The 15,179-nt window shown below is 56.3% G+C and carries 15 protein-coding genes; 9 read left to right on the top strand and 6 right to left on the bottom strand.

Features of this window, described 5'->3' with window-relative positions; genetic code table 11:
- The first annotated feature begins 73 nt into the window (after positions 1-73).
- Together Q0746_RS12425 and Q0746_RS12420 are read left to right on the top strand one after the other, a co-directional pair.
- Positions 74-652, top strand: a complete 579-nt coding sequence (locus Q0746_RS12425) for a nitroreductase family protein (RefSeq protein WP_298260706.1) — start codon at positions 74-76, stop codon at positions 650-652.
- Entirely contained in the window at positions 649-1,335 is a 687-nt protein-coding gene (locus tag Q0746_RS12420; RefSeq protein ID WP_298260705.1) for an EI24 domain-containing protein, read from the top strand. The genes Q0746_RS12425 and Q0746_RS12420 overlap by 4 nt, the downstream gene beginning before the upstream one ends.
- On the opposite strand, the gene Q0746_RS12415 is transcribed toward Q0746_RS12420, so the two are convergent.
- Positions 1,332-1,607 carry a DUF1467 family protein gene (locus Q0746_RS12415; protein ID WP_298260704.1) on the bottom strand — a complete coding sequence of 92 codons (276 nt, stop codon included), beginning with the start codon at positions 1,605-1,607 and terminating at the stop codon, positions 1,332-1,334. The genes Q0746_RS12420 and Q0746_RS12415 overlap by 4 nt on opposite strands.
- On the bottom strand, positions 1,607-2,011 hold the full coding sequence (gene mce / locus Q0746_RS12410; protein WP_298260702.1) for a methylmalonyl-CoA epimerase: 405 nt from the start codon (positions 2,009-2,011) through the stop codon (positions 1,607-1,609). Before mce ends, Q0746_RS12415 begins: the two co-directional genes overlap by 1 nt.
- Before the next feature lie 162 nt (positions 2,012-2,173).
- Between mce and Q0746_RS12405 the strand changes: the two genes are divergently transcribed.
- Positions 2,174-2,890: a response regulator gene (locus tag Q0746_RS12405; protein ID WP_298260700.1), complete on the top strand. Its 717-nt coding sequence runs from the start codon at positions 2,174-2,176 to the stop codon at positions 2,888-2,890.
- Here the strand turns inward: Q0746_RS12405 and Q0746_RS12400 are convergent.
- The gene (locus tag Q0746_RS12400) at positions 2,887-3,600 is read right to left on the bottom strand and encodes a GNAT family protein (RefSeq protein WP_298260698.1); all 714 of its coding nucleotides are present in this window, start codon (positions 3,598-3,600) and stop codon (positions 2,887-2,889) included. The genes Q0746_RS12405 and Q0746_RS12400 overlap by 4 nt on opposite strands.
- 202 nt (positions 3,601-3,802) lie before the next feature.
- Between Q0746_RS12400 and Q0746_RS12395 the strand changes: the two genes are divergently transcribed.
- Positions 3,803-3,985 carry a hypothetical protein gene (locus Q0746_RS12395; protein ID WP_298260696.1) on the top strand — a complete coding sequence of 61 codons (183 nt, stop codon included), beginning with the start codon at positions 3,803-3,805 and terminating at the stop codon, positions 3,983-3,985.
- Here the strand turns inward: Q0746_RS12395 and Q0746_RS12390 are convergent.
- From Q0746_RS12390 to aspS, 3 genes are all read right to left on the bottom strand, one after another.
- On the bottom strand, positions 3,982-5,211 hold the full coding sequence (locus tag Q0746_RS12390; RefSeq protein WP_298260694.1) for a DUF1501 domain-containing protein: 1,230 nt from the start codon (positions 5,209-5,211) through the stop codon (positions 3,982-3,984). The two genes, Q0746_RS12395 and Q0746_RS12390, sit on opposite strands and share 4 nt — an antisense overlap.
- 2 nt (positions 5,212-5,213) lie before the next feature.
- Positions 5,214-6,590, bottom strand: coding sequence for a DUF1800 domain-containing protein (locus Q0746_RS12385; protein WP_298260692.1), 1,377 nt, complete (start codon positions 6,588-6,590; stop codon positions 5,214-5,216).
- Between the two features lie 103 nt (positions 6,591-6,693).
- The gene (aspS, locus tag Q0746_RS12380) at positions 6,694-8,469 is read right to left on the bottom strand and encodes an aspartate--tRNA ligase (RefSeq protein WP_298261271.1); all 1,776 of its coding nucleotides are present in this window, start codon (positions 8,467-8,469) and stop codon (positions 6,694-6,696) included.
- A 189-nt stretch (positions 8,470-8,658) separates the two neighbouring features.
- On the opposite strand from aspS, the gene Q0746_RS12375 reads away from it, so the two are divergent.
- The 5 genes from Q0746_RS12375 (at position 8,659) to Q0746_RS12355 (ending at position 15,138) form a co-directional block, all read left to right on the top strand.
- Positions 8,659-9,912 carry a cyclopropane-fatty-acyl-phospholipid synthase family protein gene (locus Q0746_RS12375; protein ID WP_298260691.1) on the top strand — a complete coding sequence of 418 codons (1,254 nt, stop codon included), beginning with the start codon at positions 8,659-8,661 and terminating at the stop codon, positions 9,910-9,912.
- Between the two features lie 166 nt (positions 9,913-10,078).
- Complete coding sequence (carB, locus tag Q0746_RS12370) at positions 10,079-13,378, top strand: carbamoyl-phosphate synthase large subunit (RefSeq protein WP_298260690.1); 3,300 nt, start codon at positions 10,079-10,081, stop codon at positions 13,376-13,378.
- Positions 13,379-13,427: 49 nt separating this feature from the next.
- The gene (locus tag Q0746_RS12365) at positions 13,428-14,057 is read left to right on the top strand and encodes a DUF6610 family protein (protein ID WP_298260689.1); all 630 of its coding nucleotides are present in this window, start codon (positions 13,428-13,430) and stop codon (positions 14,055-14,057) included.
- A gap of 27 nt (positions 14,058-14,084) precedes the next feature.
- Complete coding sequence (locus tag Q0746_RS12360) at positions 14,085-14,723, top strand: hypothetical protein (protein WP_298260688.1); 639 nt, start codon at positions 14,085-14,087, stop codon at positions 14,721-14,723.
- 112 nt (positions 14,724-14,835) lie between these two features.
- Positions 14,836-15,138, top strand: coding sequence for a hypothetical protein (locus Q0746_RS12355; protein ID WP_298260687.1), 303 nt, complete (start codon positions 14,836-14,838; stop codon positions 15,136-15,138).
- Positions 15,139-15,179 lie beyond the last annotated feature (41 nt).

The following is a 15,179-nucleotide window of genomic DNA, read 5'->3' as shown; positions in this document are numbered from 1 at the left end:
GCCTTGAAATCTGGCCCCCACTGCCCGACATAGAAGGGCAACGCAACTCTGCCTTTTGGGGGCCAGACTTTCCATGAACAACTTGAATCAAGCCGCGCTCGACTTCTTGCTGACGCGCCGCTCGCGCCCTTACAAGACCCTGACGACCCCTGCCCCAGACAAAGCGGACCTGCTTCCATTGCTCACCGCAGCAGCGCGCACGCCCGACCACGGCAAGCTGGAGCCATGGCGCTTCATCGTCTTGACCCAACCCGCCTTGCTTCGATTGTCTGAACTCGCACGCACGCGCGGGGGCGAATTGGGTCACGCCGATGACCAGATCGACAAAATCGCGGCCATGTTCCTGACCGCCCCCCTGTCTGTCGCCGTGATTGCATCCCCAAAGGACTCGCCCAAAATCCCGCAGATGGAGCAAATCTTGAGTGCGGGCGCAGCGTCCCTTGCCCTGTTAAACGCCGCATTGGCCGCCGGCTGGGGGGCCAATTGGCTCACGGGGTGGACGGCCCATGACCGCCCCTTCCTGACCCAAGGCCTTGACCTGAAGTCGCATGAGTTCGTGGCTGGGTTCATCCACCTCGGGACGCAGACCACCACCCCACCAGACCGCCCGCGCCCAGATTTGGCTGCCATTACAACTTGGATGAACACATGATCTTTTCCGATTTCTTCAAAGCATTGGGCCAAATAGGCGACCGGCGCTTTTTGAAAGTGCTCTTGATGGGGGTCGGTCTGACCCTCGCCTTGTTGTTTGGCTTTACGGTCGTTTTCGCTTGGATCATCGGGTTGGTGGTGCCGGATACGTTTTCCTTGCCGTGGATCGGGGAAATCACATGGATCGACAATGCCCTGTCGTGGGCGGTGGTTCCTGTGATGTTTGGCGCGTCGGTTTTCTTGATGGTTCCTGTGGCCTCGGCGTTTACCGGCCTTTTCCTCGACCGTGTCGTCGACGCCGTAGAGGCAGAGCACTACCCTGGATTGGCCCCTGTGACCCCGCTTCCGTTGAGCGAGGTAATGGTGGAAACTTCCAGATTTTTGGGATTGATGTTGATTGCCAACCTTGTGGCCTTGGTGCTGTGCTTCATCTTGCCCCCTGCCGCACCGTTGATTTTCTGGGCCGTAAACGGGCTGCTGTTGGGGCGCGAATACGCGACAATGGTCGCACAGCGCAGACTAGGGTCCGAAGGGGCCGCCGTGTTTCGCAAAAAACACCGATGGCAAATCTGGTTCGCCGGCACACTTATGGCAGTGCCCCTGACGATCCCGTTTGTGAACCTGCTTATCCCTATTTTGGGAGTGGCCACCTTTGCACATCTGTACCACCGGTTGGCACGTTAGCTATCCGGCCCGAAGCGTTTGTACAGGTTTATCGTGTCCGCATTGAGGTAGCCATAGATAATGGCCAAACACAGCGGCCCCCAAATGATGAATGCCACAACTGTCGTAATTGCAAACTTGCGCTTCATGCGCGGGTTCGCAGGCGCTGAGCGCGGGGTTCCGCGGGCTACCTCGCCCATTTCGCTTTGGCTGGGTGTCCCGAAAGGCAGCACGCAAAACAGCACCAGAAACCAAACAACGGCAAAGACCACAAATGCAGAGGTAACGGCCATCAGGCTTGTTCCAACTCAACTAAAGTGCCGGTAAAATCTTTTGGATGCAGGAACAGGACCGGTTTGCCATGGGCCCCGATCTTCGGCTCGCCGGTTCCCAAAACCCGCGCACCGCTTGCCTTCAAATGATCGCGGGCCACAATGATGTCATCGACCTCGTAGCAGATGTGGTGAATGCCGCCAGATGGGTTCTTGTCCAGAAACCCTTGGATGGGGCTGTTCTCTCCCAATGGGTACAGAAACTCGATCTTGGTGTTGGGCAATTCCACAAAGACAACGGTTACGCCGTGGTCCGGCTCGTCCTGAGGGGCGCCGACTTTCGCACCCAATGTGTTTTTGTATTGCGCGCAAGCTGCGTCTAAATCCGGCACGGCGATGGCCACGTGGTTCAGTCTGCCAATCATGATTGTCTCCCTTAACGTGTAATTTGGGCGGTTATGGCGGTCTGTTTAAGCTGCTGCAAGCTTTTGAGGTGCGTAAAATCCGCGCTATTCATCTCCTGTTAGGTATGAGGAGTCAGCATAGAGGCAGAACCCGACTCACCCTCTAGCTGCCCGGAGGCTCATATGCCCGATGATACTGCATTCATGACATTCGCATCACACGCAACTGCACAACGTCCTTTGCTCGGCTTGACCGTCTTGGTGGTCGAAGACAGCCGATACGCATCCGAAGCCGTCCGATTGCTTTGCATCCGGTCCGGCGCCCGCATTCGCAGGGCCGATACGTTGACCTCGGCGCATCGCCATTTGCAAGTGTACCGACCCTCAGTGGTGATTGTAGATTTGGGGCTTCCCGATGGATCAGGCACAGACCTTATCGCGGAACTGGCAACCGAAGACCCCAGCGGACGACCGGTTATTATTGCCACCAGCGGGGCCGATGGGCAGGCAGAGGCCGCGCTGGCATCGGGGGCCAATGACTTCATTGCCAAGCCGTTTTCCTCCGTTTGCGACTTTCAACAGATCATCCTCAAACATCTGCCTGCGGATATGCGACCAACAGGCCCGCGCCTGCTAAGCCATGAAATCGTATCGCCCGATCCGATCGCTTTGAATGAAGATCTGCACCACTTGGACGAATTGCTTGGCAGCGGGGTGGATGCTTTGCCCTATGTCGCGCCGTTTCTTCAAGGACTTTCGCGGTTGGCCAATGATGATGAGCTTGAAACGGTTTCGCGCAAACTTAGCCGCGCTGAAGCAGACGGCGAAGGTCGCCGCCTTGCAATTCAGGCTACGCGAAACCTTATTCAAAAGCGCCTTAGCGTTCGTGAACTTGTCTAAAGCGCCGGATCACTTGTGACGCGCACCAATCCTGTGAGGGATTTCAGGGATTCAATTTGTCTCCCTTCCGCGTCAAAATTGGATGGGTCCAACCAAGCGGTAAAGGCTTCTTTGAGCGCTGGCCAATCAGCGTCAATGCAAGCAAACCAAGCCGTATCCCTGTTTCGCCCTCTCACTATAGTGGCTTGGCGAAACAAACCTTCATAACTAAATCCAAACCGTTGCGCGGCGCGGCGCGATCCTATGTTGCCAGCATCGCATTTCCATTCAAACCGCCTGTATCCAGCTTCAAACGCCCAACTCATCATCAAGAAAATGGCTTCGGTGGCGGCTGGGGTGCGCTGCAACTCTTGCGAAAAGTTGACATGCCCCACTTCTATTGACCCTACCTCTGGAGATATTCTCAGATAGCTGGCGACCCCGCTGAAATTTCCGGTGGCATGCGGCTTGATGGCGTAGAAGAGCGGGTCATTCCCTTCGGTGATCTCGCGCACCCAACGGTGATAAGTGGCAGCCGAGGTGAATGGTCCGTAGGAGAGGAAGTTCCAAATGTCGGTATTCGCGGAGTTTGCCCGATGCAAATCAGCAGCGTGAAGATCCGGTTGAAGCCGCTCCAACCGCACATATCTCCCCTCCATTGCATCTAGGTTTGGGCGCTCTGGCGCGCGCCAATCAAGGATCGGGCGGTCTATCGGTTTCTCAGGAGTCATCTTCTCGACCTCGGTAGGTTTTTTGGGAACCCTAGGACGTTCTGTATAAAGTGCAATGGCTCAATTCCGCCGCTACGCTTCCCAAAGTAACCCCGTAGAAACCTGCCTTGCGACGCAAAGTTGCCATGTTTTGTCGCCAGATTTGTTCACGACAGGACCAAGGCGAAAATCGTCGTGGCCATGCATATAGTTGAGATACCGAATGACGAAGACACTCCACAGCTTTCTGCGCTCCGAAGAGGGGGCAACATTGGTCGACATGACCATGCTGATGGCCGCCATCGCTGGTCTGGCCCTTGCCGTGACAACAACAATGTCCATTGGCAATGAAGATTTGACCAGCGATCAACCTGCCCCTGCGATCGCACAGGCAGCCGTACTCTAAGCCAAAAGCCCGGGATCACGTCCGAGCTGCAGACCCGGAAACACCAGCGTTTCCAAGCTGCTCCGCTCAATTCCGTAGAGCCCATGCATCAACCATCCAATGTAGGATCGCACATCGCGCGTCGGCATTAAGTCGCGCCGCGCATAAAGTGAGGCCTCGTCCAACCCTGGCCAATCGCCATAGACGCGACCACCGCGAATAGCCCCTCCGGCCATTATCATCGCGCCCCCCGTGCCATGATCGGTTCCATTTGTGCCGTTTGCGCGGGCGGTTCGTCCAAATTCGGTAACTGCGACCACTGCGGTTTTCTGCCATTTGGGGCCGAGATCACGCTTCAGTGTCAAAATCGCGTCCTGAAGCCCGCCCAAAGCTCTGCTGATGCCGCGTGTTTGGCCGCGGTGCGTATCCCATCCGCCAAGAGAGAAAGCCGCAATTCGCGATTCTTCGTTCAAGCGGCGCGCAGCAAAACCGGCCAACACTCCTGCATCTCCGGCAGCCCGCGCAGATTTCACCGCTGCCCGCATATCCTTGCTCGACATCCCAAAGCTGTCTGTACTCGCAAGCCCCAAGCTATCGGCAATCGCGATGGCATCGGTGCTGGTGTCGTGAAACAATGCGTCATCGTGGTAGATTTCCTCCAGAAGCAGCCGAGCTTGCGGCGACATATCCAACCGCCCATCCGGTGACCAACTCGACACGGGCGCGCGCCCCGCGACCAATTTCATATCCGACCGACCGATCGCAAATGCCGTCTCCGATCCTGCCCCCGGCAGAATTTGCAACAGGCGGTTCAGCCAACCTTCACGCGCCTGCGCACCGCTCACATCTATTCCGGTTCCGGCCTCCAGCAGATCTTGCCCGTCAAAATGGCTGCGTTTATCGCGGTAAGGTGTGGACACCGCATGCACCGCCGCCAACTCTCCCTGCCTCCAAAGCGGCAGAAGATCGGCCATCGCCGGATGGAGCGCGAAGAACCCATCCAAATCCATGGCGGCGCTCTCTCGAGATATCCCCAAGCCCGCGCGATAGCGATGTATCAGCGGATCCCCCAACGGGCGGATAGCGTCCAGCCCATCCATAGCCCCGCGCAGGATTATCACCACCAACCGGTTTTCACCGGGGGCCTGCGCGAAGGTCATGGGGGTCAGTAACGGGCTTGCCGCCGCCGAGCACCCTAAGGCCGTTGCCTTCATCAAGAACTTTCGCCGCGACAGAGAGCCACTCATTGCTATCTCCTTTGAAATGCTGGTGACGCAAGGACCAAGCCCACGCCTTCGCGGCGTGTCTCCGCAGCGCGGGCCGCGAATTCCACCTTCTTGTCCAATGCGCCCCCCAACGCGACTTCTGCGAAGTCACGCGGATCAGGCAGGCTTCTGTAGAATGCCGAGGGCGCGGACATCGCCCACTGTATTCGCGCCGCCAATCCCTGAGGTGTCACCCATGCAGCCGCTTCTTCAGGCCAACCGTCCGGCCCCGCCGGCCTGAACCAATGCTGCCCCATCGCTGTCATGGGCGTCAAAACATAGGCCGCACGTTTGGTTCGGTTCATTTTGCGCAAGGAAACGGCTGGCACCTCCAAAACGCGCATCGCCGAGAGCATGAAATCTACCGGCTGCTTGATCTTTTCTCCGAAACTGGACCACGCAAACGGGTGATCCAACATCACCTGATAGACTGCCGATAGATCGCCGTCGGTTTCACGAAACCGCTGCGTCATGTCGGCAACCATCCCCGCATCAGGAGTATCAGAGGTGAAGTGAACCGCGATCTTGCGCGCAATATGTCGTGCCGTATCGGGATGCCGAGCCACGTCGTCCAAGAACGCCATGACATCTTCAACCGCTGGCGCGCCCCCGCCATAAGCCTGCCCCAGAACATTTTCCGCACCCGGCTCTGCGATTTTTGCGCGAAACACGAACCCCTTGCTGAGGTCCGTACTCATGCCAGTCAACAGCTCCGCCAATTGGCGGACATCGGTCTGGTTATAGGCGCCCCCAACGCCCAACGTGTGCAATTCTAGAAGCTCTCGCGCCAAGTTCTCATTCAATCCGCGCCGCCCGCGCGCCCCGCGCGAATTTGGCCCAACGGAGGTGTTTTGGTCCAAATACTCCAGCATCATCGGGCTCACCATCACTGCCTTCAACATGTCCACAAATCTTCCTGCGATATGTGGCCGGATGGATTCTTCGATATAAAATGGCACGGCGCTGCGCGTGAGATTGGTTTTGCCCACCACCGTGAAGTGATCCGCCCAAAAACGAGTCAGCCTTTCGCGAAACGGCTGCGGGCTTGTGATTGACCGCGACACCAATGGCGCGAAAACCCCTTGCAAGCGTGAGTTAAATCCCCGTCTGGCCTGCTTGTAGGAGCGAGACAGATCATCCGCATCGGGGCCTTTCCGCCCCCGCCGCGCGGCCTTTTTCAGTGCGTTCACCTTTGCGAAATCACCATATAAATCTGACAAAGGCGGGATGGGAAAGGCAGCGGCCGCGAGATCATCCCCCCGCAGCTGCGCCATCACTTCCGCGACAGATTTCGCAGGCGCGATGCTCGGAGACAATCCTTCGCCAAAGCGAATGGCAGCAATTTCAGGCGTGAACGCCATGGGGCGGCTCTTTCTTCAACTCGGATAACGCTAGTGTAACGTATCCGTGGCATATTTCCGTTGAAAAATGATTGAGCGCCGCCCCTTTTGGCAGGTTCTTGCTTTAGTCTTGCGGAATGACCCGCAGACCCAATTCCATCAACTGATCAGCCATTGGCTCGTTCGGCGCGTCCATCATGAGATCTTCAGCGCGTTGGTTCATCGGGAATAGGATCACTTCACGAATGTTGGCCTCATCCGCCAACAACATCACGATGCGGTCGATGCCTGCTGCACAGCCACCGTGGGGCGGTGCGCCGTATTTGAACGCGTTGACCATGCCGCCAAAGCGCTTGCGCACTTCCTCTTCGCCGTAGCCTGCCAGCTCGAACGCCTTGAACATGATCTCAGGGCGGTGGTTCCGGATCGCGCCCGAAATCAACTCGTAGCCGTTACACGCTAAATCATATTGGTAGCCCAGCACATCCAGCGGGTCACCTTGCAGCGCTTCCATCCCACCTTGTGGCATGGAGAACGGGTTGTGCGAGAAATCGATCTTACCGGTTTCCTCATCTGCCTCATACATCGGGAAGTCGACGATCCATGCGAAGGCAAAGCGGTTCAGGTCGGTCAGCCCCAGCTCATTGCCGATCTCGACACGTGCACGCCCCGCGACACCTTCAAAGGACGACGGCTTGCCGCCCAAGAAGAAGGCCGCGTCGCCCACTTCAAGGCCCAGTTGCTGGCGGATCGCTTCAGTGCGCTCTGGCCCGATGTTTTTGGCCAACGGGCCGGCGGCTTCCATGCCTTCACCTTGATCACGCCAGAAGATGTAGCCCATGCCAGGCAGGCCTTCTTTTTGTGCAAACGCATTCATGCGGTCACAAAATTTACGCGACCCGCCTTTTGGCGCAGGAATGGCGCGGATTTCGGTGCCGTCTTGCTCAAGGATTTTCGCGAAGATGGCGAAGCCGGATTCCTTGAAGTGCTCTGACACGACCTGCATCTTAATCGGGTTACGCAAATCAGGCTTGTCGGTGCCATACCAAAGGGCCGCGTCCTTGTAGGAAATCTGCTCCCACTCGCTGTCAACTTTGCGCCCGCCGCCGAACTCTTCAAAGATGCCTTGGACAACCGGCTGAATGGTGTTGAAGACGTCCTCTTGCTCCACAAAGCTCATCTCTAGGTCAAGCTGGTAGAAATCGGTGGGGGAGCGGTCGGCGCGTGGGTCTTCGTCGCGGAAACACGGGGCAATCTGGAAATATTTGTCGAAGCCAGATACCATCAACAGTTGTTTGAACTGCTGCGGGGCTTGCGGCAACGCGTAGAACTTGCCCGGGTGCAGGCGGGACGGCACAAGGAAGTCGCGCGCACCTTCAGGGCTGGAGGCCGTGATGATTGGCGTCTGAAATTCTTTGAACTTCATGTCCCACATACGTTGACGCATGGAGGAGACAACATCCGAGCGCAGGATCATGTTGCGCTGCAACTTCTCGCGGCGCAGATCCAAGAAGCGATACTTCAAACGGGTTTCTTCTGGGTATTCTTGGTCGCCGAACACCATCAGCGGCAACTCATCGGATGCGCCCAAAACCTCGATGTCGCGGATGAAAACCTCGACTTCGCCGGTTGGCAGTTTCTCGTTCACCAGTTCCGGTGCGCGGGCCATGACGTTGCCGTCGATGCGGATACACCACTCGGAGCGGACTTTTTCGACGTCCTTGAACACAGGGCTGTCAGGGTCGGCCAAAACTTGCGTCACACCGTAGTGGTCGCGAAGGTCGATAAACAGGATGCCGCCGTGGTCACGGACACGGTGAACCCAGCCAGAAAGGCGAACATTATCGCCCACATTGGCGGCGGTCAGGTCGGCACAGGAATGGCTGCGGTAAGCGTGCATGATATATAGGCCCTCTTTGGCGATAATCGGTGTCGGCCCGATACACATGCCATCCGCCCCAAAGTCAAGCAAACGAGGCGCAATTTCGCCTTACTCGTGAATTAATTGACAACTTGTTAAGAATCCGGCCCTTTGCCTGCGCGAATAATAGTGGCCGAACGCTACAACACAAACGGGGAAGCAATACTTATGTGGGATAAACTACTTGGCACTTTGCTCAAGCAGCTCATCAAAGAAGGAAGCCTAACGGTTCACCTAAATTCTGGCACGATTTTTACTGTTGGCAATGGCGCCGCACCAAATGTCACAGTGCGGCTCAAGCATGACGGGCTGGCCGGAAAGCTTATTCGCAATCCCGAACTCGCGATGGGCGAGGCCTATATGGACGAGACCCTAACCATCGACAATGACGACGTGCGGGGCCTTTTGACCCTTGTTGTTCAGAATTTCCAGGGCGGAAACCTACCGCTTTCGCAATCCATTGCGCGCAAATTACGCATCGCCAAACGCAAATGGGATCAGTGGATTCCCCATGCTACAGCCAAGAAAAACGCCGAGCATCATTACGACATTTCAACCCCATTCTATTATCTGTTCCTAGACGACGACAAACAATACACTTGCGCCTACTTCAAAGACCCCTCATTTACGCTGGAGGAGGCCCAAGCCGCCAAAAAAGCCCATATCGCAGGAAAACTGCTGATCGAGCCCGGGATGAAGGTGCTCGACATTGGCTCTGGCTGGGGGGGCTTAGCGATCACATTGGCCAAGGATTACGGCGCCAAGGTTGTAGGGCTCACCCTGTCGGACGAGCAACGCAAGGCTGCCACTCTTCGCGCCAAAGAAGCGGGTGTGGCCGATTTGGTTGAGTTCCGCTTGCAAGACTACCGCGACAATACCGAACAATTCGACCGCATCGTGTCGGTCGGGATGCTGGAGCATGTGGGCCAGCCGCAATATCCAACCTATTTCCGTCAGATCGAAAAGAACCTGAAGGAAGACGGCGTGGCCTTGATCCATTTCATCGGACGCACTGGCCCGCCGGGTAATCTGTCCCCGTGGTTTCAGAAATACATCTTTCCGGGCGGCTACACTCCGTCTTTGTCCGAGGTTGTCAGCGTCGTGGAGAAGTCCTCGCTGGAAGCCGCCGACATTGAGGTGTGGCGGACCCATTACGACAGAACCCTCTATGAGTGGTTGATCCGCTTCGAGGATCAACTCGATAAGGTTCGCGAGATGGGCTACGACGAGCGCTTCATCCGCATGTGGCGCTACTACCTGATCGCCTCTGAGCTCAGCCTGTCTGACATGCCACATGTTTTGTACCATGTGCAGTTGCACAAACATCAAACCACGGTGCCGATCACCCGCGATTACCTCTATGTCGATGGCGCTTCCCAGCCGCATTCGTCATTTCCCGAGGGCTTCGTTCCCAAAAAATGATCCAAACGGTCAAAAGCGCCCCATTTTCGGCTTCAAGAAATGGGGCGCAGCTCTACTGGGGCCACAAAGCACACAAAGAATCTCAAATCCCTTCCCTACATGCCCTTGCGCCCACTTGGTGGACTCCTTAAACCCACGATAATTTGCGCAAACTGGGGACCGGAACATGCCAAAAAGAACCGATATCAAATCCATCATGATCATCGGCGCAGGCCCCATCGTTATCGGGCAGGCCTGCGAGTTTGACTATTCCGGCGCACAAGCCTGTAAAGCGCTTCGCGAAGAAGGCTACCGCGTCATCCTGGTGAACTCGAACCCCGCCACGATCATGACCGATCCCGATATGGCCGACGCGACTTACATCGAGCCGATCACCCCAGAAGTTGTCGCCAAGATCATCGAGAAAGAACGCCCCGACGCCTTGCTGCCCACAATGGGGGGCCAAACAGGGCTTAACACCTCGTTGGCATTGGAAGAAATGGGTGTCCTCGACAAGTTCAACGTCGAGATGATCGGCGCCAAACGCGACGCCATCGAGATGGCCGAGGACCGCAAATTGTTCCGCGAAGCCATGGACCGCCTTGGCCTTGAGAATCCGAAAGCCACCATCGCCAACACGATGGAAGAATGCATGGACGCGATCGAATACGTCGGCCTGCCAGCCATTATCCGCCCCGCGTTCACCTTGGGTGGCACAGGCGGCGGCGTCGCGTACAACCGTGATGACTACGAACACTTCTGCAAAACCGGCCTTGATGCGTCCCCAGTGAATCAAATCCTGATCGACGAATCCCTACTGGGTTGGAAAGAGTACGAGATGGAAGTCGTGCGCGACCACGCCGACAACGCCATCATCGTATGTGCCATTGAAAACGTCGATCCGATGGGCGTGCACACGGGCGACAGTATCACCGTCGCCCCTGCCCTGACGCTGACCGACAAAGAATACCAAGTGATGCGCAACGCATCGATCGCGGTTCTGCGCGAAATCGGCGTCGAGACCGGCGGCTCCAACGTGCAATGGGCGGTGAACCCAGCCGATGGCCGCATGGTCGTCATCGAGATGAACCCACGCGTGTCGCGCTCCTCCGCTTTGGCGTCCAAGGCGACGGGCTTCCCGATTGCCAAGATCGCGGCGAAGCTGGCTGTGGGTTTCACGCTGGACGAGTTGGACAATGACATCACAGGTGTGACGCCTGCCTCCTTTGAGCCAAGCATCGACTATGTTGTCACCAAAATCCCGCGCTTCGCCTTTGAGAAATTCCCGGGCTCCGAGCCCTACCTGACCACCGCGATGAAATCCGTGGGCGAAGTCATGGCAATTGGCCGCACGATCCACGAATCCCTGCAAAAAGCGCTGGCGTCTATGGAAACCGGCTTAACCGGCTTTGACGAGCCGGAAGTGGACGGCATGCCGGCAGCCGATCAAGAAGAGCTCCGTGATGGTGTTCTGTTTGGCAAAACCGCATTGGCCCAAGAAGCCATCGACAAGGCCCTGACCCGCGAGTTGGCCAAGCAAACCCCAGACCGCATTCGCGTCATCGCCCACGCCATGCGCTACGGGTTCTCCAATTCCGAAATCCAGCAGATCACGGCCTTTGACCCGTGGTTCCTTGACCGTATCCGCGAAATCATCGAAGCCGAAGCCGTGATCCGCAAGGACGGCCTGCCCATGACCGAGGACGCCCTGCGCGACCTCAAGATGCTCGGTTTCTCTGACGCGCGCTTGGCCATTCTGACCGGTCGCACCGAAAACGACGTGCGCAAAGCCCGCCAGAACCTTGGCGTCAATGCTGTGTTCAAACGCATCGACACCTGCGCCGCCGAGTTCGAGGCGCAAACCCCCTACATGTATTCCACCTATGAGAGCCCAATGATGGGCGAGGTCGAATGCGAGGCGCGCCCATCGGATGCCAAAAAGGTTGTCATCTTGGGGGGCGGCCCGAACCGCATCGGCCAAGGGATCGAATTCGACTACTGCTGTGTGCACGCCTGCTACGCGCTGACCAAGCAGGGCTACGAGACGATCATGATCAACTGCAACCCCGAGACCGTGTCGACCGACTACGACACCTCTGACCGCTTGTACTTCGAGCCGCTTACCTTTGAGCACGTCATGGAAATCCTGCGTGTGGAGCAAGACAACGGCTCCCTGCACGGTGTCATCGTGCAATTCGGCGGCCAAACTCCGCTGAAAATCGCGCAAGCCCTGCAAGACGAAGGCATCCCGATCCTCGGCACATCCCCTGACGCCATTGATCTGGCAGAAGACCGCGAACGCTTCCAGCAGTTGGTGCAAAATCTTGGCCTCAAGCAGCCGCACAATGGTCTGGCTCACTCCGACGCCGAAGCCTTCGAGAAAGCCGCCGAGATCGGTTTCCCACTGGTGATCCGCCCCTCCTACGTCCTCGGTGGCCGTGCGATGGAAATCGTGCGCGATCAGGCGCAGTTGGAACGCTACATCTCCGAGGCCGTGGTGGTTTCCGGCGACAGCCCCGTTCTGCTCGACAGCTATCTGTCCGGCGCGGTCGAGGTTGATGTCGACGCACTTTGCGACGGCGAAAACGTCCATGTCGCGGGCATCATGCAGCACATCGAAGAGGCCGGAGTGCACTCCGGTGACAGTGCCTGTTCCTTGCCGCCATACTCCTTGTCCGACGACATCATCCAGCAGCTTCGCGACCAGACGAAGGCCTTGGCCCTTGCCCTGAACGTGGTCGGCCTGATGAACGTGCAATTCGCGATCAAGGACGATGTGATCTACCTGATCGAGGTCAACCCGCGCGCCTCGCGCACCGTACCATTTGTGGCTAAGGCCATCGGCTCGCCCATCGCGTCTATCGCTGCGCAGGTTATGGCGGGCGCCAAGCTGGGCGACTTCGACCTGATCGACCCGATCATCGATACATATGCGGTCAAAGAGGCCGTGTTGCCCTTCGCCCGCTTCCCCGGTGTGGATACAATCCTCGGGCCGGAAATGCGCTCTACGGGTGAGGTTATGGGCTCCGACAAGAACTTCCACATGGCCTTCCTCAAGGCGCAAATGGGCGCGGGCACCGAGCTGCCGTTGGACGGCACTGGCAAGGTGTTCATCTCTATCCGCAACGAGGACAAAACCCCTGCAATGTTCGAGGCCGCCTCCGCGCTCTCAGCCCTCGGCCACGCGCTGATCGCCACCCGCGGCACGGCGGCCTGGCTGGTCGAGCAAGGTCTGGACTGCGAGACGGTCAACAAGGTCTATGAAGGTCGCCCGAACATCGTCGATCAGATGAAAGACGGTCTGGTGTCGCTGGTCCTCAACACGACCGAGGGCGCGCAGGCCGTCGAGGACTCACGCGATATCCGCTCCATCGCCCTCTACGACAAAATCCCCTACTTTACGACCGCCGCCGCAGCCCACGCGTGTGCGCTGGCCATGAAGGCACGGGTTGAGGGTGAAATCGGGGTATTGGCGTTGCAAACATAAATTTCCTCATTAATGTGCCCGCATCAAGTTAAATAAATGGACACATTAATTGGAAAAGGTTGTTCGATACGTTTGTCATAGCAAACGTGTTTTAAAGATTGCTCACGAATACGGTTGGAAGAACGGCGCGCGGTACACTAACACCCGCGACATTCGCGATTTTGATTACTGTGGGTTTCTCGACATTGACTGGAAAAACTACAACTTCGAAAAGCACTTGGAAATCTCCAAGGAATTGAAGCCCCAATTAACTATCGCTCGAGATGTAGACAATATCGAGGAACTATCTGAAACTCTTTCGCAAGCTGAAAAACTACTTCAACATTCGGAAGCGGTGGCGATTGTTCCCAAGGATCTAAAGCTAGTCGATCGCATTGATGAGCTGATACCAGTTGAGTTTCGCTTGGCCTTTAGTGTGCCAACCAAATACGGCGGAACTGAAATACCATTGGAGTCATTTGGAGATAGGCATGTTCATCTCCTTGGCGGTCGTCCCGACGTTCAAGCCAAGTTATCTAGAACGCTCAATGTTGTAAGCATTGACACCAACAGGTTCACGCTCGACGCATCGTTTGGGGATCATTTCGACGGAGAAACATTCCGACCTCACCCTATAGGTGGTTATGAAACCTGTTTGCGTAGTTCGTTAGAAAATATGAACAAACTATGGACATCCTAGAGGCACACCACGAGGAGGGCATGAAGAATGGTAGCTAAACTAGAAATTGAATCGGATCCCAGATCGGGCTTTCTGATCGCGATGTACAACCAACTATTGAACGATATAAACCGCCACATTGTGGTGGTTTGGCAATCCGTCGCCACACTTGTTGCAGCGATAGCATCGTTCAGCCTAGTGGAAAAAAACATTGTTAGTGCGGGAGTTGCTACATCCATAGTGCTGCTAGTATGCTTTTGGCTCATTGCGCACGTGTTAGACGCTGGACATTGGTACAATCGAAATTTGGTAATGATCGCCAACATTGAGCGCCAGTTTCTCAAACAAACTGACCTCAAAGAAATCCATGCATATTTTTCAAAACACCGACCCGAAAACAAGCTAATTTCACACCTGCGCATACAGCTTTGGCTCGGAATTTCTGTTGCCATATTATTTATTATTTTTCACTTACAATCATCGATAGCCGTTAAGATATCAGCCTCCACAGAGCTCAATTTTACTGATTGGCTTCCAGTCGGAATTTGCGTTGCCGGAATTTGCGTATGCTTATGTTTCAAAGCCAGTTTAGATGCGAAGTATGAGGAATTCGTCAAGTTATCACCGGGAAAAGAAGTTGACGGCCGAGGTTTTGAGTTCCAACACGGCCATGGTGGTAAACAATAGCTAGCAACAGTAAAGCCCGTCATGTCGTCGGCACATGCCTCCCTCTTCCAACATCCGTAAATCCCAACTTCCATGCTAAACTCCGCCCCATTACCCCAAAAGGAGTTTCATCATGCATCCTATCATTCTGACCGCATCCTTAACCGCCACGGCCCTCGCCCTCGCGGCTTGCGCCCCTGCCCCGACATCCACTAGCACCACCCTTCCCTTCTTCGGGGGTGGCTACCGTGCCGATGGCGACCAATGTCGCCGGATTGGCGAGGATGCGTTTACAAATCAGTTCCTCGACGATGCCGCGGATCTAGTGGGCTGCCCCGAAGGCATGGAAAATCTAGGGGTGTTTGTCACCGACACAGGCGCCACTGAGGTCGCGCGCAAGGACGGCTACGTTCTATATTCCGTACCGACGCGCTAGGTCAGCGCGCCGAAACGCTGCCATTCGCTTTGCCGACCAAA

Source organism: uncultured Litoreibacter sp., from assembly GCF_947487515.1.
In the GTDB taxonomy this organism is placed as follows: domain Bacteria; phylum Pseudomonadota; class Alphaproteobacteria; order Rhodobacterales; family Rhodobacteraceae; genus Litoreibacter.
Note: the sequence above shows the minus strand (reverse complement) of the source record. Positions and strands in the feature narration are given on the sequence as shown.